We start from the raw sequence: 23,311 nt of genomic DNA, 5'->3' as shown, positions 1-23,311 counted from the left end.
TATTATCTCAAATATGAGATCACTTAAACCTTCAGTTAACGCCTGAGATACGGTAGGCTACGAATTACCTACTAGCTCCAAAGCCCCAAATTCATCATACCTTCGTGTCTGTTTCCAGCAATTCAGACTCTCTAGTAACCAGCGGGTATGAATCCCATGCTTCATCTATGCTAATTATTTTAGATATAAAAAAATTATAACACAAAAAAATCTAGAGGCAAGTTGATCCTTTCACTTTCTCTATTCAACTAGCAATTGTTTTACTATCCACTATACGAAACTTCTACCAGTGACAGAAGACTATCTTACATACATTTAGAATATAGTTGAATTTGATCGTTTCGGAGCTAAATCATTGTCTCGGTTTACCTGCGGATGGAAGTGTTGTAAGGTATAATTTAAAGGATGCATTTCGTTGGAGATAGATGCAATGGTGGGCTTCCATAACCAATGCTATTCATTTTTATTCAACATGTAAAAATATAACTGTTGAGCCCTCGTTACAGTCATACGAACAGGTACAGTAATTGTCAGAAAAGTGATTCATTTGCAAAAATTATATTATTATGCGATTGATATTGCAATTTCTAATCGAATCCAATATAATTTTCTTTATGCAAATATTTAATCTCAATTTGTTGGAAAAAGTCGATAAATATCAGTTTTTAACGTTTTCTGTAGGAGAAGATTAACTGTTAATTATCAGAATAATAGCTGAATTTCGTGAATATCCTAGAAAAATTTCTACAACCGAACTATTTTACTATTTATTTATCTATACCTTTGACGGAAAATAGCGACTGACACATAGCTCAAATAGGGTTAATCGAAGCTGTTATTCGATTGGTTCATTTCATGAGCTAATTCCCATGCGCTTGACCATAAAGATCGTAAATGTCAGTTCATTGATCTAGGAAAACACATAGCTAAATAATATAGGAGGATTAACGTGGATAATAAATTATTGGAAATTAAAAATCTGAAAACATCTTTCCGAATTAAAGATGATTATTATGCTGCAGTTGATGATGTTACCTTAACAGTAAATAAGAATGAAGTCCTCGCCATCGTTGGTGAATCAGGTAGTGGAAAAAGTGCATTAGCATTCTCAATTATGCGTTTACACAATCGAGCTAAAATAGAAGGCGAAGTGTTGTTCAAAGAGAACAATATTGTAGAATTATCACCTAGCAAAATGAACAAATTACGTGGTAATGACATGGCAATGATTTTTCAAGACCCATTAACAGCATTGAACCCTTTAATGACAATTGAAGACCAAATTGGTGAAGCATTGTTTTTACACAACAAGAAAATGTCACCAAAAGAAAGACGTAACAAAGTGATAGATTTATTAAATCAGGTCGGAATTCCACGTCCAGACTATACTTGTGATCAATTTCCTCATGAACTGTCTGGTGGGATGAGACAGCGAGTTATGATTGCGATTGCCATATCAAATAATCCTGAGTTGCTTATTGCAGATGAGCCTACTACTGCATTAGATGTAACGATCCAAGCACAGATTCTGGACTTGATTAGAGATTTAAAAGAAAACATGAACGCTGGAATTGTATTAATCACTCATGATTTAGGTGTAGTAGCTGAAATGGCGGATCGAGTTGCTGTTATGTATGCCGGTGAAATTGTTGAGATTGCTGATGTACACACGTTATTTGAAAATCCACGACACCCCTATACAAGATCACTATTAAATTCTGTTCCTTCTGATGGTCATGAAGGGAAACTCCACGTTATTCAAGGGATTGTACCATCATTAAAACACTTACCACGTCAGGGCTGTCGTTTCTCTGCTCGGATGCCGTGGATGGATGAAAGTGTACATGAAGAAAACCCTGTCTTACATGAAATCGCACCAGGACATCATGTTCGTTGTACTTGTCATGAACATTTTTATTTTCCAAAAGAATCTAAGGAGGTACAAAACGATGGGATTTCTTGATGTTGAAGATTTAAAGGTTCATTTTCCAATAAGAGGTGGCCTACTAAATCGAAAAATTGATGCAGTCAGAGCCGTTGATGGCGTATCTTTCTCTATCGAACAAGGAAAAACGTATGGTTTGGTTGGGGAATCAGGCTCTGGTAAAACAACGACGGGACGTGCAGTTATTGGTTTGAATAATATTACTGCTGGAAAAGTATTTTTTGAGGGCAATGATTTAACAGATAAAAAGAATAAAATGCTCGATGTTCGAAAAGATATTCAGATGATTTTCCAAGATCCGTACTCATCCTTAAATCCAAAGAAAAGAGTAATCGATATTGTCGCAGAACCGTTACGGAATTATGAACGTTTAACGAAGAAAGAAGAACGTTATAAAGTAGCCGAGTTACTAGAAAAAGTAGGTCTTTCACCAGAAAGTATTTTAAAGTATCCACATGAGTTTTCCGGTGGTCAAAGGCAAAGAATTGGTATTGCTAGAGCGATTGCTTTAAAGCCTAAATTAATTATTGCGGACGAACCAGTATCCGCACTAGATGTTTCTGTTCAAGCGCAGGTTTTGAACTTTATGAAGGATATTCAAAAAGAACTGAACTTAACATATTTATTTATTAGCCACGATCTTGGTATTGTTAAACATATGTGTGATGAGATTGGCATCATGTATAAAGGCCGATATGTGGAAGAAGGAAAAACTGGAGATATTTTTACGAATCCTCAACACATTTATACGAAGCGACTCGTTGCGGCGATTCCTGATATTGATCCGAAAAACCGAGAGAAACAGAAGCAATTCCGCGAAGAAGTTCAACGAGAGTACGAAGAATCGTATGAATCATACTTTAATGAAGAAGGCTTGGCTTACGGTTTGAAAAAAATTTCCGACACACATGCAGTAGCTTTGCCGGAGAAAGGTTGATAATGATATGTGGAAATTTATTGTAAGACGTTTACTTATTGCATTACCGCAGATTTTGTTACTAAGTGTATTAGTGTTTTTGATGGCACAGATGATGCCAGGGGATGCGTTATCCGGTTTAATCGATCCTAACATTGATCCAGCAGCTATCGAAGCGCAACGGGAACGACTTGGATTGAATGACCCGTGGCATATTCAATATGTAGATTGGATTACTGGCGTAGTCACGGAAGGTGATTTAGGAAGGTCGTTTCGTTATAAAATGGACGTTACGGAAATCATCGGGCAGCGTCTAACAAATACATTTTGGTTGTCTTTAGTAACATTAATCTTTACCTATTTAATCGCTATTCCATTAGGCATTACAAGTGGTCGTTATAACGATACGTTTAGAGATCAAATGATTACTGGTTATACGTATGTAGGTTTTGCTACACCATTATTTATTTTTGCACTAGTAGCGCTATGGATCCTCGGTTTTCAATTTGGTTGGTTCCCAACAGGGGGAAGTGTATCACCAGGTTTGACACCAGGAACTTTCGAATATTTCTTGAGTAGATTACACCATCTTATTTTACCAGCATTATCGATGGCATTAATTACTACAGTTAACACCGTACAGTATTTAAGAAGTGAAATTATTGATACGAAACAAAAAGATTTTATCATAACAGCTCGGGCAAAAGGAGCTTCAGAATCAAGGGTATACAATCGTCATATTTTAAGAAATTCACTTTTACCGATTGCGGCGTTTTTCGGCTTTGAGATTACAGGATTAATTGGCGGTACGATTTTTGTGGAGACAATCTATAGTTATCCAGGAATGGGTCAATTATTTGTTGAATCGATTAATCTCCGGGACTACAGTGTCGTAACTGCTGTTGTTCTATTATTAGGAATTGCATCGATCCTTGGTGCATTACTTTCTGATATTATTCTGAGTCTTGTTGATCCGAGAATTCGTATTAAGTAATCAATAAAAGGAAGAGGTGAAAAATGTGGATAATTTACAAAAAGAGTTAGATAATAAAATAAACAACATAGAGAAAAGCCCATCTGGAGTTAGCATTATTTGGCGAGAGATTATGAGAGATAAATTAGCACTAATATCTCTAGTTTTTCTACTCTTAGTTACAACGCTAGTATATGGTGTGTCTATATTTTTAGACTTGGATGAAATTGTAAAAATCGATTTATTCGCGATCCACGAACCACCTTCTAGTGACTTTTGGTTAGGAACAGATTATGGTGGAAGAGACGTGTTCGGGCAATTGATTATTGGAACACGTAACTCGCTAACGATCGGTTTTCTGGTTACATTAATGACTGGACTTATCGGTGTTACCTTTGGTTTAACGGCTGGATTTTTCGGTGGTCATATTGACAACATTATGATGAGAGTTCTTGATTTCTTTATCATCTTGCCGTTTTTAATGATTGTTATCGTTTTTGTTTCGATTGTACCAAACTATTCGATCATTAGTTTTTCCCTAATTATGACAGCATTTTTATGGATGGGAATTGCACGCCTTATCCGTTCCAAAGCATTGCAAGAACGGGAACTGGATTATGCGCAAGCATCGAAAACGTTAGGAACACCAAGGTGGAAAATTATGTTTGGTCAAGTGTTACCGAATGTTAGTTCCTTAATTATCGTAACGATGACGTTAAATTTAGCAGCAAATATTGGTTTGGAATCTGGGTTATCTTTCTTAGGCTTTGGTTTTCCAGAAGAAACACCAAGTTTAGGGACATTATTAAGTTATGCAAGAAATCCACAAACATTAGAAAACCGCTGGTGGATTTGGATGCCAGCCGCCATCTTAATTTTCTTGTTGATGTTAAGTGTGCGTAATGTTGGTGAGGCGCTGAAACGAGCGACAGATGCTCGTCAACGTAGAGGTTAGTATTTACATTAATAAAACTATTAATGTTTATATATTATATTTTGGCTAAAAATAAAATAGAAGCCAATATAGTAACAAAAGACTTGGGGAGGTCATACAACATGAAGACAAGCGTAAACAAATTTTTACTAACGCTTATCCTAATGTCGTTATTCGTTCTTGCAGCATGTGGTGGTGGCGAGACTGGAGAAGACGATAACGGGAATCAAGCAACAGAAGAAGAAGATCGTATTTATACAATCGACGATTTTAATCAAGTGAAAACGCACGAAGATGGTGCAGAAGCAATCGATGGTGGCGTTCTTAACTTTGGTTTAGTGTCGGATACTGCATTTGAGGGCACATTAAACTTTAACTTCTACACAGGTAATCCTGACGTGGAAATTATTAATTGGTTTGATGAATCATTACTAGCAATTGATGAAAACTACGCGTATACGCAAGATGGCGCGGCGACTTTTGAAGTAGATGAAGATGAGGGCTCCATGACGTTTACGATTCGTGACAATGTCAATTGGCATGATGGAGAACCAGTGACAGCAGAAGACTGGTTATTCTCTTATGAAGTTATTGGACATCCTGATTATGATGGTATTCGTTATGGTTCTATGTTTACCATTATTGAAGGTATGGAAGCATACAATAACGAAGAAGCAGATACGATTTCAGGTATTGAAGTATTAGATGAGAAAACATTAAAAATCACTTATGATCAATTTACTCCGTCACTACTAGCAAGTGGTGTCTGGGCATATGCAATGCCAAAACACTTATTTGAAGACATCCCAGTAGCAGATATGTCTTCTCATGATTTAGTTCGACGTAATCCAGTGGGTATGGGACCATTTAAAGTGGATTCTATCGTTCCTGGAGAGTCGGTAACTTATGTGAAAAATGAAGATTATTGGCGTGGAGAACCAAATCTTGATGGTGTAACGTTACGAGTTGTTAATCCTAATGTTGTTGTTCAATCATTAAGAAATGGACAAATCGATTTGGTCAATCAATTCCCTGCAGATCAATACCCAGAAAATGCAGAGATGTCAAATGTTGAATTCCTTGCATCTATTGACACAGCATACACGTATATTGGTTTTAAATTAGGTACTTGGGATGAAGAAGAGCGAGAAGTTGTTATGGATCCAGATGCGAAAATGGCAGATGTAGAATTACGAAGAGCGATGTGGCATGCGGTTGATAATCAAACAGTAGGAGATCGTTTTTATAACGGTTTACGTTGGAATGCAACTACTTTAATACCGCCATCCCACCCAGATTATCATGATGAAACAATCGAAGCACCTTTATATGATGTGGAGTTGGCAAATACAATTTTGGATGAAGCTGGTTATGAAGATGTAACGGGTGATGGTTATCGTGAAGATCCAGAAGGTAATGAGTTGGTAATTAATTTTGCATCCATGTCAGGTGGAGATACAGCAGAACCATTAGCACGTTACTATATCCAGAGCTGGGACGCGATTGGCTTAAATGTTCAATTAGTTGAAGGTCGATTAATGGAATTTAATAACTTCTACGATCGTGTTGAAGCTGATGATGCAGCAATCGACATCTACCAAGGCGCGTGGGGTGTAGGAAGTGACGTAGACCCAACAGGTTTATACGGACGCAACGCTGGGTTTAATTACACTCGCTATGCTAGCGAAAGAAATGATGAATTGTTAGCTGAAGGATTGTCAGAAGAAGCTTTTGACGAATCATATCGTCAAGATGTATACAGCGAGTGGCAAGAATATATGGTTGAAAATATACCAGCATTCCCTACGCTATATAGAGCTAGATTAGTGGCAGTAAATGACCGTGTACAAAATTACGCAGTGAATTTCCAAGCAGGTCATGATATTTACCGTTATGAATTAGCAGTCACACAAGAAGATGCTAATGCTGCTGAATAATTAAAAATGAAGAAGTTGTCGACTTTTGTTGGCAACTTCTTTCTGATTTTTTGGGGAATTATAAAATTCCTAAGCTGTGAAATACTTTTCTGAAAAGATTAAAGCCTCGTCCAGCTCCGAGCGCCAAAAACTAGGCTACTTCACGAAGCAATCTGCGATAAGTCATCATCGGTTCGTAAGCAAAACGTGATTCTTTTATCTCCATTGATTCGCTCCAGTTGCTACATTTTTAATCTGTGCTCTACGCTTTTGTTCTGTTTTTCTAGGAAAGTGTCGTGCTATAGCTTGTACTATCACCCCCTTACAAAACAGATAATTTCTTCCGCTCGGGCCTGTATAATCTAGATTAAAATAGAAAAAAATTCTAATCATGGAAGGGAAGTAGTAAATTAAAATGTGGTAATTTGTAGTTTTCGATAGGATTATTCAATAATTTCTTATATAATGGAGAAAAGGTGACAAGCTAATTAAGCAACTTTTTTGTTAGATACTACAGTTTGGGGGTTACACAGAGATGAAACATAGGAAAAGACACCTACTTCTATTTATTCCTTTTTTGATCGTGATTCTAAGTGTTCCAAAAATAATTTTTGCAGCAGAGAATGAAGATGTTTTAGTGGCACAGGATCATGGAAAGAAAGAGATCAACCTAATTGTTCAAGATCATGTTCAACATATGGCTCGATTTACATATGACTCTGGGTTTACATTTAATTATCCAGATGCAGTAAGAGGGATTTATGTAACTGGACATTCAGCTGGTGGTGAACGATTTAACACCCTTCTTGATTTGGTTGACTCAACAGAGTTGAATGCAATGGTTATTGACATAAAGGACGACCATGGCAATCTAACATATCGTCCTGATGAAAATTCACCATACTATGACATTGCAAGGAACTATATCGGAAATCCAACAGAAATGATGGAAGTATTAGAAGAAAAAGACATTTACCCAATTGCGCGAATCGTTGTTTTTAAGGATACTGTGCTAGCAAAAGAAAGACCTGACTTGTCGTTTACAGAGAACGGAGAAGTTTGGTTAAACAATCGTGATGAGGCATTTGTTAATCCTTATGAAAAAGAAGTATGGGAATACAATATTGATATTGCGATTAAGGCAGCTGAAATGGGCTTTCAAGAAATTCAATTTGATTATGTACGTTTCCCAGAAGGATTTGAAAGAAGAGATGAAATTTTAGAATATTCCCAAGGTGATTATGCAGATATAGAAATGACTGGAGTAAAAAAACGAGTAGAAGCTGTTACGGACTTTGTTTCACATGCTCGGGAATCCTTGCAACCATATAACGTTGATGTTTCTGTTGATATATTTGGATATGCTGCGACCGTAGAAGAAACACCAGGTATTGGTCAAAATTTCTCTCGTATTTCTGATAATGTTGATGTTATCTCGTCCATGATTTATCCGAGTCACTGGACGCCACACTTTGGGATTGATTTCCCTGATCGAGAGCCATATGAGTTAGTAAACGAGTATAGCAAGCTTGAAAATGAAATTTTAGACGCTCTAGACACACCTCCTACTTCAAGACCATGGATACAGGATTTCAGTGCACCATGGCTATATAGTGGTCCTACATTTATTTATGGGGTAGATGAAGTGGAAGCGCAAATTCGAGCATTAAACGAAAATGGAATATACGAATTTTTGTTGTGGAATGCAAATAATGTTTATACAGAAGGTGTAGATTATACACCATTAGATTAAGAAATTAAGCAAAAACTCCTTTTCAAGAGTGAAAAGGAGTTTTTCTTGTTTATCTGATAATAATCATCTAGATTAAGGGTATATCTAAACATGGAAGCGTGTAATGAGTTTCACAAAAGGTTTGGTATTCGTTATAATAAATAAGCAGTCTAGAAGAGAGGGGAATACAGTATGGATTGGTTTGAGAAATTAAATGAATATTTTCCAATACAAGAAATGAAGTCAAAGCAACATATGGAAACATTATTAAAAGAAAAAAGCGACGTATATTATAAAGATGAAGGCGATGAACATGTTTTGATGTATGCAGAGTTTGAGGAATTTATTTTTATCGATTATTTGTATGTTGCTGCCAGTTCTAGAGGAAAGGGACTGGGCCATCAGTTAATTGAAAAACTAAAGGCCAGAAAAAAACCAATTATTTTAGAGGTTGAGCCTGTTGATTATAAAGACACAGATTCAGCAAAAAGATTACATTTTTACCGTCGAGAGGATTTTAAACACGCGAAATCAATTGGATACAACAGAAGGTCTTTAGCAACAAATGAAAATACACCTTTAGAGATATTATATTGGTCACCAAATGATGATAATGAAGAAACTATTTATCAGCAAATGAGAAGAATGTATGAGGATATTCATACATATAAAGATGAACAGTTGTATGGAAAACCATATCAAAAAGCGGAAGAAGTATTATCTTATGACCAAAAAAGAAAAACAGATGATATATTTGGTGCTCTTAAGGAAACGAACAAATAGGTAGGAAATAGATCCCTTGCTGCACAAAATTTTCAGAGCAAGGGTATTTCTTTTGAAAAAAATATAAAAAGTCTTCAAATCGAGATATTCACCTTCCCATTGCGATAAAAATAGTTTATAATATAATAAGTCAAGAAAGTAGATGAAATATTTTTTTGAAAATGAGGTTTACCTTATTTATTTACGGGTATATTTATTAGCGAAAGCAATCAAGCTATCGGTAAATAGAGTATGTAATTTCTGAGGAAAATTACATTTTACTATATCGTAAATATACATGGTATAGTATACTATACATAGGATGTTTATTTAAAATAATTTTGATTTAATAAACACTATAGAATCGTAAAAATAAATTTATTATAATTGAGGAGTGAAGTACAATGGTAACACTTTATACCTCGCCAAGTTGTACATCTTGTCGGAAGGCTAGAACATGGTTAGAAGAGCATGACATTGCCTATGAAGAAAGAAATATTTTTTCCGATTCGCTGTCCCTTGATGAGATCAAGGAAATTTTACGAATGACAGAAGATGGAACAGATGAAATTATCTCAACAAGATCAAAGGTCTTTCAACAGCTAGATGTAGATATCGAACAAATGCCACTGAAAGATTTAATTAACATTATTCAAGAGCATCCAGGTATTCTACGCCGTCCAATTATTATTGATGAGAAGCGTCTACAAGTAGGTTACAATGAAGATGAAATACGACGATTTTTACCTAGAAAAGTACGTACTTATCAATTACGTGAAGCGCAACGAATGGTTAACTAAGAATATAAAAAAATATGTTTAGAAGGCGCAGTCCATAATGGATTGCGCTTTACTATTTAAAACATGAAAAAGACAATTGTAAGATGAAGAATTATGCATTTTTTTCATTCAGACGTGACAAGTTCATGAAAATACGTTAAAATAGGTACTCGTGAAATGAATAATTTCGTATTTTTTATTTCAATTTCTGAAGATTTTGCATAAGATATAAGTAAATAAAGAACCAGCTAATTCATGGCTTATATTTACGTTATTTCGGGTAAGGTATAAATAGGTGGAATATTTATTTTCTCCTACTTATCTTTTCGAAGGGAGAGATTAACTAATGGAAATAGAAAGAATTAATGAAAATACCGTTAAATTTTATATTTCTTATATGGATATTGAAAATCGTGGATTTGATCGCGAAGAAATATGGTATAATCGGGAGCGAAGTGAGCAGCTTTTTTGGCAAGTTATGGATGAAGCGAATTATAATGATGAAGAATTTAATATAGACGGACCACTCTGGATTCAAGTACAAGCTTTAGATAAAGGATTGGAAATTGTCGTTACGAAGGCGAAAATCTCCAAAGATGGGCAAAATTTAGAATTGCCAGCTGAGAGTGGAATCGGATTTGATTTGCCAATCGATGAAAAAATGGAATCGTTATTAGACGACAAATTTGGTCGTGATGAGGAAGATGATGATGACGACTATTTATCTTCCGTTGACCAAGATCTGATCCAAATCATCCAATTTGAAGAATTTGAAGATGTTATTCAATTAAGTCACAACCTGACTTTTTCGGATGGAATATTGGACCGTCTTTATCATTATGAAAATCGCTATGTATTACTTGTACAGTTTGATGATATTTACCTTGATGATGACCAGCAGGATAATATCGTTAGCCGACTAAAAGAATATGGTCAAAGAGCGAATGTAACGGTTCATTTATTACAAGAATATGGGAAAGTTATTTTTGCAGACAATGCACTAGAAAATACGAAGCAATTTTTCGAGAAATAGAGAGTATTCCTTTGGGAGTACTCTCTTTTTTTTGCAAAATAAGAAAGCCTAGAATTTTGGCTCTATAGTGTATTTCAAGGTGTTATATCATTAAAAAGTGTCACGCTATAGCTTGCTTGTCACCATCTACCCCTTACTAAATATAGCTTTTTATCCCGGAGCAACCGTTCGTAAGACTCCCACTTCAAAACGACGAGAATATCAAGTTGTTTAATTGGGCGTAACGGACGCTATCACCCTGGATAGTTCAAGCGCCTTTAGGTCATCCTTTAGGGCTAACAATCAGTGGAGGAATACCTAAAAATCCCCACTGGTTGAAGTTTGACTTTATCAAGACATGCTATACATTTAAAAATATAATCGACTAAAAGAAGGGGAATATCAGTTTTGAGTCGAATAAGTGAAGATAAAATATGTGAAAGGAGCTAAAAATGTTACAAGCAGTAACGAAACAAGGAGAACGAATCACTTTGGCACTATTGACGAAAACAGAGATCACAAATATTAGAAATAAGTTAAATTTCTATTGTCCCATCTGTAATCAAATGGTTATTGTTAAAGCAGGAAGTAAACAGATCGCACACTTTGCCCATAAACAACAAAATTCTTGTGAGTTTAGCGAAGGAGGAGAGGGGGCATATCATGAACATGGTAAACTTGATCTTTATCAGTGGTTGCGTAAACATAACTTAGCCCCGGAGTTAGAAAAATATTTCCCAGAAATTAAACAACGAGCTGATCTTTTTTTTCGAATAGGTGGAAAGAAAGTTGTTATCGAATACCAATGTGCAAGAATTAGTGTTACATCGATAATAAAAAGAACAAAGGGTTTTCAATCCTTGCATATCACTCCAATCTGGATTCTAGGCGGAAATCGTTTCAAACGAAAAGCTAAAGGTTCTTTGTATATCACCAGTACTGAACTTCACTTTATCCAGCGTTTATCCTCAAAAAAAGCTTTACAACTTCTCTATTATTGTCCAAACCAAAAACAATTCGCCTTATTTCATAACTTGATGTTAACGGGAAGAAAAGAAACACTTGGTAACCTAACATTTATTGCTCTAAAGGATTGTAGATTAACTCAATTATTCCCACTCTTTAAAGAACCTTCTTATCAATTATGGCAGAAAGAAAAAGAATATTTAAGAATAAACATCCCAATTCAGGCAAACAGGTCAGAACGTCAATGGAGAGAGTGGCTGTATCTAAAAAAACAATCAACCCAAACAATGTCTGCGTGGATTCACTTACCAGTGCCAGACCAATGGAAAATGACTGTTCCCCCATGGAATTGGCAAAGTAGATTATGTTTTGATTTTTTTATGAGAAGACAGATTTTTAATTGGAAAGAATGTCAGGCATTTCTAACCCCTTTTTATACAAATAGTCATAATTATCCTCTAATTACCTCATATGAAGATCCTGTTAGACAATATCTTCAATTGTTTATTTGCAGAAAACAAATCAAAGAAATTCAACCACAATGTTTTCAACTTGTGCGACCAATTCAAACGTATGCAACAGTGGATTTAGCAAGAAAAAAAGATCAACAATTAATTGACTTTTTGATAAATCAAAGCAGATAAGCATACGATTGGTAAAAAATGCGTTATAATAAAAAGTATAAGTAATTTGAGAATGTTTCACTTTATTTTGTGAATAGTAGTATAAAGAGAAACTTCTATTAGTGTTGATTATCTAGTCATAATACTAGTTAGTGAGCATCAGAAAAATCAAAACGGGAGGTCATTATAATGACGAAAGCAACTGAAAAATTGCAAACACGTGATCAAGTTTCTGAAGAAAAAACATGGCGTTTAGAAGACATCTTTGCATCTGATGAAGCCTGGGAAAAAGAACGGTTAGAAGTAGAAGTAGCTTTAAAGGAATTTTCAGAATTTCAAGGGAAATTAGCTGAATCAGCTGAGACATTATACAATTTGCTTGTTTTCCAAGATCAAATATCAGAGCGAGTTGGTAAACTATATACATATGCACATATGCGTTACGATCAAGATACTACCAATTCTTTTTATCAAGCGTTAAATGCAAAAGCACAAAGTCTTTATACGAAAACTTCTAGTGCAATGAGTTTTATTGTCCCAGAGATTTTACAGATGAATGAAGGAAAACTAGAATCATTCATGAAAGAAAAGCCTGAGTTAGTCGAATATCGACAATCATTAGAAGAAATCACCCGTCAAAGGGAACATGTTTTATCAGAGCGGGAAGAGGCATTGTTAGCTGAAGTGTCCGAAGTAACGAGTAGCTCAGCACAAACATTTAGCATGTTGAATAATGCAGACTTAACGTTTCCTTCTGTAAAAGATGATGATGGTAAAGAAGTCGAGCTAACACATGGACGTTTTATTAACTTTTTGGAGTCAGAAAACCAACAAGTGCGTCGTGATGCATTTATGACAATGTATGGCACATACAAAAAATATATCAATACTTTTGCAGCAACCTTAACTGGTCAGGTGAAAAAAGATAATTTTAATGCAAAGGTGCGTAATTATGATTCTGCTCGTCAAGCAGCACTAGATAATAACAATATTCCAGAACAAGTCTATGATAATCTTGTTGAGGCGGTTAATGATCGCTTAGATCTGTTACATCGCTATGTTGCATTAAGAAAACGCATCTTAAAAGTTGATGAGCTTCATATGTATGATATGTATACCCCATTAATTAAAGACGTAAATATGAAGTATACGTATGAAGAGGCACAAGAGCATTTATTGCATGGCTTGAAACCTTTAGGAGAAGAGTATGTGAATCGTTTGAAAGAAGGCTTTGATAATCGATGGGTTGACGTAGAAGAGAACAAGGGGAAACGTAGTGGTGCCTATTCTTCTGGTGCGTATGGTACCAATCCATATATTTTAATGAACTGGCAAAATAATTTGAACAATGTATTTACATTAGCTCATGAGTTTGGCCATTCATTGCATAGTTATTATACAAGAGAGAGTCAGCCATTCCGTTATGGAAATTATTCAATTTTTGTTGCCGAAGTTGCTTCAACTTGTAACGAAGCTTTATTAAATGAATATTTAGTAGAGAAAACTACTGATCCGAAAGAAAAACTGTATTTATTGAATCATTTCTTAGAAGGATTCCGTGGAACTGTTTTCCGTCAAACAATGTTTGCAGAATTTGAACATATTATTCATCAGCTTGCACAAAGTGGAGAAGCGTTGACACCAGAAAAGCTAAGTGAAGAGTATTACGCATTGAATGACAAATACTTTGGAGATGAGATCGAAAAAGATGAGGAAATAGGTTTAGAATGGGCTCGTATTCCTCATTTCTATTATAATTATTATGTGTACCAATACGCTACAGGTTATTCAGCAGCACAATCATTAGCAGCACAAATCCTTGATGAGGGAGAGTCGGCTGTTGAACGTTACTTTGGTTTCTTAAAAGCAGGTAGCAGTGACTATCCTATTGAAGTGTTGAAACGAGCTGGCGTGGATATGACTTCAAAAACACCAATACTTCAAGCACTTGATGTTTTTGAAGAAAAGTTAACGGAGATGGAAGGGTTATTGGAAAAAGTAGAATAAAGTAAAACTTCAATCGGTGGGGGTTTTTAGCTATCCCCACTGATTGTTAGCCCTAAAGGATGACCTCTAAAGGCTCTTGAGCCATTCGTGGTGTTAGTGTCCGATACTCCCACTTAAACAACTTGCTTTTTTGTTGTTTTGAAGTGGGAGTCTTACGAACGATTGCTCCGTGATAAAACCGAAAAAAGAGCTCCTATCGATTTTGATAGGGGCCCTTTATTTAAACCCACGAAAACTATTTCTTCTGGTGATTGTTGCTAAAGAAAAATAAATGGAGAAAAATAATAACGGTAAGGTAAAGACTAAAGGAATGATCCGCATGAAACCAAGAATATTTAGAAAGAAACTAAAAGAAACAAGCAACAATAAAAGTAATAGTGGAATAGCAGTCATTATCTGTCCTCCTTTTTTAAATAGTCTATGTTTCATGGGACAAAGTTAGAAGTATGACATTTTTGTGAAAAGATGAACAATCCCTTGCGTGGAATTCAAAATATTGCTATATTAACTTTGTGAGATGTTTAACAAACAAAACCCCTTTGTTTGAACGAAAAACTTTCTCCCATCCCCCCATGTCTCTGCAAGGCATGGAGAGAGTATACCCTAGTGGTATACTCTTTTTTTCTATGATCAGAACAAATTCGTGAAGCTTTCCTAGTTTTTGGCCCTTGGAGCTGGACGAGGCTATACTCTGTTCGGAAAAGTTATCTACTGCTAACGAAGCTTATTTCCTAGACAATAAAAACCCCCTAATAGGTATCTATCAGGGGTATACTAGCTTCTTTATTTGTTGGAGGTATTATATCTCCAAAAAAACCCATTTTTAACTGGAATTGCGGTAACGATTTGTTTCAGTTGCAATTTCTTCATCTCTTTGCACGCCTTTTCGGGAGACCAATCATAAATGACCGCAATTTCTTTTGAACCAATAAATTGGAAATATGAAATGAATTCTTCGAGTTTTGGCTTTTTAGCTGGTGTAACATCCTTCTCGAGCATCTGTTTAAGTACTTTAACATAAATATCATAATCATAAAGTCCGGTAAGTTTTAAACCTTCATCTTCGGCAGATTCGTTAAAAAAAACAATGGCAGGAGTTCTTTCAATATCCATCTCCTTAGAAAGCTTCACATCACATTGTAATGCTTTTTTCGCCGAGTTGGAATGAAGATCGGCTTTAAATTCATCTATATCTAACATGGCTTCCTCTGCACAAAATAGTAGGTTATTTTCTTTTGATATATCAGTTTTTGTCAAGAATGCATGCTCTTGAATTTTCCGTAGATATCGTCTCCCTGCCTTGATACCTTGTAATTCGGCAGCTTTAATGGCAAGAGAAACATTAACCGGATAGATAATTGGATCTTCCAACCAAATATCTCCATCACAGCACATTCCTGTACGATTAGAAGTTTGTTCCCAAATCTCTTTAAGCTCCCTAGGTTTACCTAAAGAAGTCTGATTTAAAGCGGATAGTTGTCCACTTAGGATAGGTCGAATGGTAAAAAAACGACCATATTCTAGTGTAAGTTTTTTAATGATAGGGTCTAGTGCCCAACATTCTGGACATAGAGGGTCAATGAAAAGATAAATTTCCAATGGTTTTTTTAGAAGATCAAAGTAGCCATACTGTGCCTTTGTTTGTGTCTCTTGCGGGATAGATGGCCCAGATTGTTTCCAGCTCACATCGATTCTCCTTTCTCTTTTCTATGTTGTAGTAATTGCTTACTGTTTGAGTAATTAGAAACTGATTACTATACTATTGTAACAGTCTATTTAGGGATTGAGCAACTAATCTGTTTGTAAGATCTTACAGTTTGACATAACGAACAATTGGATAAAAATATATTACTAATTAGACTGAAGTGATTGATAAAATCGCTCAATTTTATTTGGAGTCGTTTTTTGTTTAATTTCAAGTGATGTTAAAAGTTCTTCCATAACTTCTTGACTTAATGAAAGTGAATTGGCCTCCACCTCTAATTCATAATCAGTCAGTCCATTGTATCGACTAAAATCAAGCACAACAGTTGTATTTTTATACGGAATCTCAATTCTTTCTGTCTCTAAGCTACCACCATATTCTAAGGCTGATCGTTCAACGCCAAGAGCTTTTAATTGAGCATCAATGGTTGGAGCAGGACAAGGGTTTCCTTGCAACCATTGATCTACTTGCTCTTTAGATAGTGGATGATGGGTCTCTAATAAGCCGTCTTGATATGGTTGTTTTAAGGTGAGCATCCATTGATTTTGCTTTTCACGAATTCGTAATGCTGATCCATTCTCTTTTAATTGAAAATCTTCTGTTTCAAAATAATAATTCCGTTGCTTTGTTTTATTATGATCATCAACCGAAAAGAAATGTAATAACCGTATATATTCTTTTTTGGTTAGTAAATTTTTGCTTTCCATTTCAATTTCTTGCGTCAAAATAATTCCCTCCTTCAACTTGATTGCTAAGATTAGTATAGTCTAATTTAACCACTTAAGTCGAGTGATTTGAAAATGCTATCCTATGATTAAAGTAGTGTGAAAAACAAAATATGTGTTACAATAAATATGGTAAATAGGAGCAAAAGAGAAACGATGGGCGGTGTTTCAATTGAACTCAGAAACAAATTGGGTGGTTTTTTTAGCCCCGTATACCCAGGTGGTAGAAGAGTTAAAAGTGAAATTAAGGGGCATGCGATCGCAATATGAAATCGAATCAAGTCATTCTCCAATTGAGTTAGTGACAGGTCGTGTAAAACCAGTCTCTAGCATCTTAGACAAAGCAAGAAGAAAAAATATTCCGCATGATCAAATAGAAGAAGAAATGCAAGATATTGCTGGGGTACGAGTTGTATGTCAATTTGTTGATGATATCTATTCGATTGCAAGCATGCTTCGAGCCCGCCATGATTTTGACATACTAGAAGAAAAAGACTACATAAAAAACAAAAAAAATAGTGGATATCGTTCATATCATGTGATTGTACGCTATCCTGTCGCAACGATCCATGGAGAAAAACATGTCATTGCAGAAATACAAATTCGCACATTAGCTATGAATTTCTGGGCAACGAATGAGCATTCATTGAACTATAAATATGCTGGCCAAATACCTGAAAATATTCAAACGAGACTAAAGCGTGCAGCAGAAGCGGCTTTTCGTTTGGATGAAGAAATGGCAAAAATTAAAGACGAGGTACAAGAAGCACAATGGATTTTCCATCAATACAAAAGTAATGCAAACAAAAAGGGAGGACATGCATAACTAATGAAATTTGCCATAACATCAAAAGGCGACAACAAATCAGATATGATTAAGGAAATTATTTATCAATATTTAATGGATTTTGATTTAATCTATGATGAAAAAGAACCAGAGATTGTTATTTCTGTTGGGGGTGATGGCACATTCTTACATGCATTTCATTCGTATATCGATCGTTTAGATGAAATTTCTTTTATTGGTGTACATACAGGCCATTTAGGTTTTTATGCAGACTGGTTACCGGAAGAAATTGAAAAGCTTGTTATTGATATTGCGAAGAACTCCTTTGAAATCGTTGAATATCCATTACTTTCTATGGAAATACACAGAAAAGATACAGATCCTGATTGTTACTTGGCGCTGAATGAAACATCAATTAAGAAAGTTGATGGTTCTGTTGTGTTAGATGTCATTATCAAAGGGGAGCACTTTGAACGATTTCGCGGTGATGGTTTGTGCATTTCAACCCCTTCTGGAAGTACAGCATACAACAAAGCGTTGGGCGGAGCGATTATCCACCCATCATTACCTGCTATGCAAATTACAGAGATGTCATCGATTAATAATCGGGTATATCGTACGATAGGTTCACCATTAATCTTACCAGATCATCATGTATGTCGGTTTAAACCCGTAGATTTAAATCAGCATTTTTTAATTACAATTGATCACATAACAAAAAGTATTGAGAATATTGTAGCGATTGAGTGCAAAGTTGCGGATCAAAGAATTCGTTTTGCGCGATTTCGACCATTTCCATTTTGGAAAAGAGTTCGTGACTCATTTATATCTGATCAACGTTAAAGTGAAACTTCAACATTATGTGGGGGAATACCTCAAAACCCCCACTGATTGAAGTTTCACTTTATTACGTTGTTTTTATTCGGTATTACGTCGGACTAGTTATAATGATAATCTGTTGTAGTAACGGGTTCCATTGCCTATTTATCTAGTAAAAATTAACTTAATTTGACTAGCGAAACGTAAACCATCTGTTAGTCTTTTCTTCAGCTGTTTGCTTTTTTAAAAAAATAAGGAAACCTCTTTCCTTATGGTATATGGAATTATTGTATAATTATAATTGGAGGAAATGATTTCATAAGTCAGTCACTGCACGTGAATGGAGAAAGGGCTAAAATTCACATGATACAAATTGTGAAAGCCGATGAAAGTCGTGTTGAAGGAATATCAAGCGTGTGTACAAATGCATGTTGGGCTACTTATAGTGAAACACACCAAAGTGGTTACATTGAAGAATCTATTAAAGAATATTATAATCACGAGAGAATATTAAGAGAAGTAGGAGAGTTATTCGTTTTGTACTTGGACCCAACTAGAAGAAATGAAGGAATTGGTACCAAATTATTGGATGCTATTACGCAACAACAAAAAGAAGAGTTTGGAGCAGAAAAGCAATGGGTGTCTGTTCAGAAAGGAAATAGGAAAGGAATACTTTTTTTATGAAGCTAAAGGTTTCAAATTTCAACATGAAAAAGTACCACAAGAAAACCCTAAATATATCAAGTTAAGATACGCTAGAGAGATTTAGAATTATCTTTCTTTTTCAACAAACGAAAGAAATAGGGAAAGAAAGACATGAAAGATTTACAATAGGTATGCCTCCGTTCAGATAAACCAAGCCGTTTTTAGACTTTGTTTTAACGAAAGTTTTTATGGTGATTAGATACCGACTAAGTTGGGGGATTTCGGGATAAAAAAAGAGTTTACGAAAGATTATAGAGAGACAGGTGTTATCGGTGAAATGGATAGTGAAAGATGCAGAGCATGGAATGATGGTTCGTGATTTTTTAAAAGACGTGGCAAATATCTCGCGGAATATGGTTAAGGTATTGAAACATGAGGGTGGTCAAATACTTATTAATCAAAGAGATGTGACGGTGAGGGAAAAGTTGCAGAAAAATGATTGTATTCAAGTGATATTTCCACCTGAAGAACGTGGTAAGTTTTTACTTCCAGAACCTATTCCTTTAGAGATCGTTTATGAAGATGAACATCTATTAGTGATTAATAAACAAACAAAAATGGCAACGATGCCTTCTCCTCACCATAAAGCGGGAACAATTGCGAATGGATTGATTCATTATTATGAAGAAAAAGGTTGGCAGTATACTGCTCATGTTGTAACAAGGTTAGATAGAGATACTTCTGGATTAATGTTGATTGCTAAACATGGCTACAGTCATTCTTTATTTCAACAAGAAAAAATTGAACGAAGTTATCAGGCAATTGTAGAGGGGAAGCTAGATAATCAAAAGGGAACAATTAATGCACCAATTGCTCGTAAACCTACATCGATTATTGAACGTATGGTAGCTGAAAGCGGTAAACATGCGATTACCCATTATCACGTATTAAGAAATTTAGCAAATGGTACCTATGTTGAGGTGAATTTAGAGACGGGACGTACTCATCAAATTAGGGTCCATTTTTCTTCACTCGGTCACCCTCTTGTGGGGGATGACTTATATGGAGGTAGTTTAACCTATATAGATAGGCAGGCTTTACATTGTACATCACTCCGATTTATTCACCCGATCACAAAAGAACAATGTCATTTTCAATCCGCATTACCAAATGATCTGACACAGTTGTTGGATGATTTGGATCGTAAATAAAAACAGCCCAATTAGAGGCTGTTTAATTATTTAACTATTCATGAGATAGAGTGAATTTATTTGCTTGAAAGGGTTGTAGTGATGGAACGGATATTATTTTTTCTTCGGGTAATTGATAAGCAGCTAATTGGTTGCCATAGACACAACCAAGATCAACATTTACTGTCTTATTAACAAAGCGTGCTTCTTTTACAGGTGTATGACCATAAACAATCCATTTTTCACCATGATAACCTTGTGCCCAATCTCGTCGAACGGGTCGACCGTCAGGATGTTTTTCCCCACTAATATCACCATACAAAACAAACGTTTTGACCTTTTTGTCATAGCGACCAATTAGGTCTTCACGAATTCCTGCATGAGCGACAACTGCATTAACTTCAGGTATCATCTCGTATAGGTTCGCCTGTTCGTATAGTTCAATAAATTGGGTTTTAATTTCCATTTGCTCTTTGCGGGTCAACTTTTTATACTCAGCAATCGTTGTTTCTAACCCATGTATTGCTTTAACGTTATTGCCCAGGAAATAACGATAAAGTTTATTACAGTGATTACCTGGTACATAACGAGCATTTTTTTGCTTCATTACAAGGTGATACACGAGTTCAATTGTCTTTATGGAATGAGGTCCACGGTCTGTTAGATCTCCAACAAAAACAATCTGTCGATTTTCAGGATGGTGATAAGAATAACTGGATTTTTTGTAACCTAATTTCTCTAAAAGGTTTATTAGTTCATCATAACAACCGTGAATATCTCCAATAATATCTACTTTCATACAGAATTACCTCCTATTCAAGATTAATTGATAATCTTATCGTGTCCATGTGTGAACGCTTCATCCAATATTTAAATCATCTGGATACTTTTCATTATCATAACATTCAGTAGGTTCGGATGTAAAAAGTATTTGGTAAGGGAAGTGTAGAGCAGCTACATTCGGGAAAATCTCCTTATATCCCCCTACATTTGAAACTTTAGCTAGTTGCATGTGTCTTTTTGTTCTAAGGTAATCCATCATTAAAAAAAAATTAGGAATTGAGTTTTAGAAACAATTAAGATAAAATAGTAGCAGGTACTAATAACAAGTTATATAACTTGTCAGGAGGATATAATCTATGAATTTTTCATTAGAAGGTCGTACGTATGTCATTATGGGTGTAGCAAATAAGCGTAGTCTTGCTTGGGGAATAGCGAAATCATTGCATGAAGTAGGGGCAAGACTTATTTTCACCTATGCTAATGAGCGCTTTGAAAAACCAGTTAAAGATTTAGCAGCAACACTAGAAGGACAAGATGCCTTATTTTATCCTTGTGATGTTACAAATGATGATGCTGTTGCCAAGACTTTTGCTTCCATAAAAGAAGATGTTGGTACTATCCATGGTATTGCACATTGTATTGCATTCGCGCAAAAAGAGGATTTAAAAGGCGAATTTGTTGATACATCAAGAGATGGATATTTATTGGCACATAATATTAGTGCATACTCACTTGTAGCAGTTGCTCGTGAAGCACAACCTTTAATGTCTGAAGGTGGTGGAATAGTTACCTTAACGTATTTAGGTGGTGAACGTGTGGTGCAGAATTACAATGTAATGGGTGTTGCCAAAGCAAGCTTAGATGCGAGCATGAAGTATCTAGCAAATGATTTAGGGAAAGATAATATTCGTGTCAATGCAATCTCAGCAGGACCAATTCGTACATTATCTGCTAAAGGTGTTGGTGATTTTAATTCTATCTTAAAACAAATCGAAGAAAAAGCACCATTGCGACGCACGGTAACACAAGAAGAGGTTGGTTCAACTGCTTATTATTTACTAAGCGATCTATCACAAGGAGTTACAGGAGAAATTATTCATGTAGATTCTGGCTATAGTATATTAGGATTATCTTAAATAAAAAAACGAGTCCATAGGGCTCGTTTTTTTGTTTCTAAAGTGTGATATATACATGTTGAAAGGTAGAAAGATTTTGTGTGGGATCAGTGTGAATATCTGGAGTGGATTAATTTAGTCTTGCAGATGGGCACCAATTTTTGTGATCAATCATATAGTAAGGAGAAGAGGTTTGAAAGGAGGAAGTTACGTTGCGACGGAAAAGAAAAACTAGCCCTGTCGTCTATATAGATCAACCAGATTTTCGCACACCACATGCATCGATGCAAAACGAATATAATTCTTTATTAGATCGACCTGAAGAAAAAGTAACAACAAAAAAACAAAAAACTGTTCGTTCACCCCAAGCTAGATGGAATCAATCGATGATTTTTAAAAATGATGTTAATGATATTGAGGTGTTCGACGCAGCAGAAGTAGCGGATAAGCATATCGAAGAGGATGTGGAAGAGAAAGGATTAGTGGAGCCAACCAATAGGAAAAAAGAAATAGAAAGTGAAGGGCATAATACACCGGATTTAGAGACTGAGATAGAAGAATCAAAAAGAATTTCAGAAACGGAAATATCGAATGAGACACCGGACTTTAGCCCATCTTTTGAAAAGAAGCCATTTAAAGAGATGACGATTATTGAGCAGATTGACTATTTAGTCACACCTTCAAAATTCACCCCAAAATTGAAATGTGAAGTAAAGACAAATGATGAACGTTTTCGTGGAAAAATTATTGAAAAAAAAGAGGATCATATCAAATTTGAAACTTTTAAGCAACCAAAATATCATCAAATTAAGATCGAAGAAATTAAAAACATTCGTTTGCTCGGGTTCTAAAAAGGCTTTGGATAAAACAAAATTCCTTTGCTTACAAGAAGTTTAATCTTCTTGTATAAGTAAAACTTCAATCAGTGGGGATTTCAGTTTCCCCCGCTGATTGCTCGTCTTAAAGGCAACTAAAGA

At 35.4% G+C, this 23,311-nt stretch carries 21 protein-coding genes; 17 read left to right on the top strand and 4 right to left on the bottom strand.

All coding sequences use genetic code 11. The annotated features are described in order from the left end of the window. Positions 1-949 precede the first annotated feature (949 nt). From OWO01_RS11935 to pepF, 11 genes are all read left to right on the top strand, one after another. Positions 950-1,963, top strand: a complete 1,014-nt coding sequence (locus tag OWO01_RS11935) for an ABC transporter ATP-binding protein (protein ID WP_268780681.1) — start codon at positions 950-952, stop codon at positions 1,961-1,963. Continuing rightward, a complete protein-coding gene (locus OWO01_RS11930) occupies positions 1,950-2,882 on the top strand; it encodes an ABC transporter ATP-binding protein (RefSeq protein WP_268780680.1) in 933 nt (310 codons plus the stop codon). Before OWO01_RS11935 ends, OWO01_RS11930 begins: the two co-directional genes overlap by 14 nt. Positions 2,883-2,889: 7 nt before the next feature. Further along, entirely contained in the window at positions 2,890-3,855 is a 966-nt protein-coding gene (opp4B, locus tag OWO01_RS11925) for an oligopeptide ABC transporter permease (RefSeq protein WP_268780679.1), read from the top strand. Positions 3,856-3,880: 25 nt separating this feature from the next. Beyond that, positions 3,881-4,789 (top strand): ABC transporter permease, encoded by a 909-nt coding sequence (locus OWO01_RS11920; RefSeq protein WP_268780678.1) that lies wholly within the window; start codon positions 3,881-3,883, stop codon positions 4,787-4,789. A 101-nt stretch (positions 4,790-4,890) separates the two neighbouring features. Then, positions 4,891-6,705: an oligopeptide ABC transporter substrate-binding protein gene (opp4A, locus tag OWO01_RS11915; RefSeq protein WP_268780677.1), complete on the top strand. Its 1,815-nt coding sequence runs from the start codon at positions 4,891-4,893 to the stop codon at positions 6,703-6,705. 514 nt (positions 6,706-7,219) lie between these two features. After that, complete coding sequence (locus tag OWO01_RS11910) at positions 7,220-8,437, top strand: putative glycoside hydrolase (protein ID WP_268780676.1); 1,218 nt, start codon at positions 7,220-7,222, stop codon at positions 8,435-8,437. Between the two features lie 171 nt (positions 8,438-8,608). Beyond that, a complete protein-coding gene (locus OWO01_RS11905; RefSeq protein WP_268780675.1) occupies positions 8,609-9,199 on the top strand; it encodes a GNAT family N-acetyltransferase in 591 nt (196 codons plus the stop codon). 383 nt (positions 9,200-9,582) lie between these two features. Continuing rightward, positions 9,583-9,978: a transcriptional regulator SpxA gene (gene spxA, locus OWO01_RS11900; RefSeq protein WP_268780674.1), complete on the top strand. Its 396-nt coding sequence runs from the start codon at positions 9,583-9,585 to the stop codon at positions 9,976-9,978. 325 nt (positions 9,979-10,303) lie between these two features. Then, positions 10,304-10,990 carry an adaptor protein MecA gene (mecA, locus tag OWO01_RS11895; protein WP_268780673.1) on the top strand — a complete coding sequence of 229 codons (687 nt, stop codon included), beginning with the start codon at positions 10,304-10,306 and terminating at the stop codon, positions 10,988-10,990. Between the two features lie 431 nt (positions 10,991-11,421). Further along, a complete protein-coding gene (locus OWO01_RS11890) occupies positions 11,422-12,579 on the top strand; it encodes a competence protein CoiA (protein ID WP_268780672.1) in 1,158 nt (385 codons plus the stop codon). A 168-nt stretch (positions 12,580-12,747) separates the two neighbouring features. Then, positions 12,748-14,565 (top strand): oligoendopeptidase F, encoded by a 1,818-nt coding sequence (gene pepF / locus OWO01_RS11885; protein ID WP_268780671.1) that lies wholly within the window; start codon positions 12,748-12,750, stop codon positions 14,563-14,565. Positions 14,566-14,781: 216 nt separating this feature from the next. Here the strand turns inward: pepF and OWO01_RS11880 are convergent, their stop codons facing one another. The 3 genes from OWO01_RS11880 to OWO01_RS11870 all read right to left on the bottom strand — a co-directional run bounded on the left by OWO01_RS11880 (position 14,782) and on the right by OWO01_RS11870 (position 16,995). Beyond that, positions 14,782-14,958, bottom strand: a complete 177-nt coding sequence (locus tag OWO01_RS11880) for a hypothetical protein (RefSeq protein WP_268780670.1) — start codon at positions 14,956-14,958, stop codon at positions 14,782-14,784. A gap of 390 nt (positions 14,959-15,348) precedes the next feature. Then, positions 15,349-16,251 (bottom strand): ClpXP adapter SpxH family protein, encoded by a 903-nt coding sequence (locus OWO01_RS11875; RefSeq protein ID WP_336284138.1) that lies wholly within the window; start codon positions 16,249-16,251, stop codon positions 15,349-15,351. Between the two features lie 165 nt (positions 16,252-16,416). Next, positions 16,417-16,995, bottom strand: coding sequence for a CYTH domain-containing protein (locus tag OWO01_RS11870; RefSeq protein WP_268780669.1), 579 nt, complete (start codon positions 16,993-16,995; stop codon positions 16,417-16,419). A gap of 172 nt (positions 16,996-17,167) precedes the next feature. On the opposite strand from OWO01_RS11870, the gene yjbM reads away from it, so the two are divergent. The 4 genes from yjbM (at position 17,168) to OWO01_RS11850 (ending at position 20,457) form a co-directional block, all read left to right on the top strand. Next, positions 17,168-17,821 carry a GTP diphosphokinase gene (gene yjbM, locus OWO01_RS11865; RefSeq protein WP_272506110.1) on the top strand — a complete coding sequence of 218 codons (654 nt, stop codon included), beginning with the start codon at positions 17,168-17,170 and terminating at the stop codon, positions 17,819-17,821. Between the two features lie 3 nt (positions 17,822-17,824). Continuing rightward, complete coding sequence (locus OWO01_RS11860; RefSeq protein WP_268780668.1) at positions 17,825-18,625, top strand: NAD kinase; 801 nt, start codon at positions 17,825-17,827, stop codon at positions 18,623-18,625. 339 nt (positions 18,626-18,964) lie between these two features. Next, positions 18,965-19,285 carry a GNAT family N-acetyltransferase gene (locus OWO01_RS11855; RefSeq protein ID WP_336284134.1) on the top strand — a complete coding sequence of 107 codons (321 nt, stop codon included), beginning with the start codon at positions 18,965-18,967 and terminating at the stop codon, positions 19,283-19,285. A gap of 293 nt (positions 19,286-19,578) precedes the next feature. Then, positions 19,579-20,457: an RluA family pseudouridine synthase gene (locus OWO01_RS11850; protein WP_268780667.1), complete on the top strand. Its 879-nt coding sequence runs from the start codon at positions 19,579-19,581 to the stop codon at positions 20,455-20,457. A gap of 34 nt (positions 20,458-20,491) precedes the next feature. Here the strand turns inward: OWO01_RS11850 and prpE are convergent, their stop codons facing one another. Continuing rightward, positions 20,492-21,235 (bottom strand): bis(5'-nucleosyl)-tetraphosphatase PrpE, encoded by a 744-nt coding sequence (gene prpE, locus OWO01_RS11845; RefSeq protein ID WP_268780666.1) that lies wholly within the window; start codon positions 21,233-21,235, stop codon positions 20,492-20,494. Between the two features lie 340 nt (positions 21,236-21,575). Here prpE and fabI point away from each other — a divergent pair, with 340 nt between their 5' ends. After that, positions 21,576-22,355, top strand: a complete 780-nt coding sequence (gene fabI / locus OWO01_RS11840; RefSeq protein WP_268780665.1) for an enoyl-ACP reductase FabI — start codon at positions 21,576-21,578, stop codon at positions 22,353-22,355. Positions 22,356-22,546: 191 nt separating this feature from the next. After that, positions 22,547-23,185 carry a CotO family spore coat protein gene (locus OWO01_RS11835; protein WP_268780664.1) on the top strand — a complete coding sequence of 213 codons (639 nt, stop codon included), beginning with the start codon at positions 22,547-22,549 and terminating at the stop codon, positions 23,183-23,185. Positions 23,186-23,311 lie beyond the last annotated feature (126 nt).

Source organism: Natronobacillus azotifigens (assembly GCF_026805325.1).
Taxonomy (GTDB): Bacteria; Bacillota; Bacilli; order Bacillales; family Amphibacillaceae; genus Natronobacillus; species Natronobacillus azotifigens.
Note: the sequence above shows the minus strand (reverse complement) of the source record. Positions and strands in the feature narration are given on the sequence as shown.

What these genes read in the sequence shown, in the direction of transcription:
- OWO01_RS11930 (WP_268780680.1), top strand. Translation starts at nt 1,950, where the DNA reads ATGGGATTTCTTGATGTTGAAGATTTAAAGGTTCATTTTCCAATAAGA.
- opp4B (WP_268780679.1), top strand. Translation starts at nt 2,890, where the DNA reads ATGTGGAAATTTATTGTAAGACGTTTACTTATTGCATTACCGCAGATT.
- opp4A (WP_268780677.1), top strand. Translation starts at nt 4,891, where the DNA reads ATGAAGACAAGCGTAAACAAATTTTTACTAACGCTTATCCTAATGTCG.
- OWO01_RS11910 (WP_268780676.1), top strand. Translation starts at nt 7,220, where the DNA reads ATGAAACATAGGAAAAGACACCTACTTCTATTTATTCCTTTTTTGATC.
- OWO01_RS11905 (WP_268780675.1), top strand. Translation starts at nt 8,609, where the DNA reads ATGGATTGGTTTGAGAAATTAAATGAATATTTTCCAATACAAGAAATG.
- spxA (WP_268780674.1), top strand. Translation starts at nt 9,583, where the DNA reads ATGGTAACACTTTATACCTCGCCAAGTTGTACATCTTGTCGGAAGGCT.
- mecA (WP_268780673.1), top strand. Translation starts at nt 10,304, where the DNA reads ATGGAAATAGAAAGAATTAATGAAAATACCGTTAAATTTTATATTTCT.
- OWO01_RS11890 (WP_268780672.1), top strand. Translation starts at nt 11,422, where the DNA reads ATGTTACAAGCAGTAACGAAACAAGGAGAACGAATCACTTTGGCACTA.
- pepF (WP_268780671.1), top strand. Translation starts at nt 12,748, where the DNA reads ATGACGAAAGCAACTGAAAAATTGCAAACACGTGATCAAGTTTCTGAA.
- OWO01_RS11880 (WP_268780670.1), bottom strand. Translation starts at nt 14,958, where the DNA reads ATGACTGCTATTCCACTATTACTTTTATTGTTGCTTGTTTCTTTTAGT.
- OWO01_RS11860 (WP_268780668.1), top strand. Translation starts at nt 17,825, where the DNA reads ATGAAATTTGCCATAACATCAAAAGGCGACAACAAATCAGATATGATT.
- OWO01_RS11855 (WP_336284134.1), top strand. Translation starts at nt 18,965, where the DNA reads ATGATACAAATTGTGAAAGCCGATGAAAGTCGTGTTGAAGGAATATCA.
- prpE (WP_268780666.1), bottom strand. Translation starts at nt 21,235, where the DNA reads ATGAAAGTAGATATTATTGGAGATATTCACGGTTGTTATGATGAACTA.
- fabI (WP_268780665.1), top strand. Translation starts at nt 21,576, where the DNA reads ATGAATTTTTCATTAGAAGGTCGTACGTATGTCATTATGGGTGTAGCA.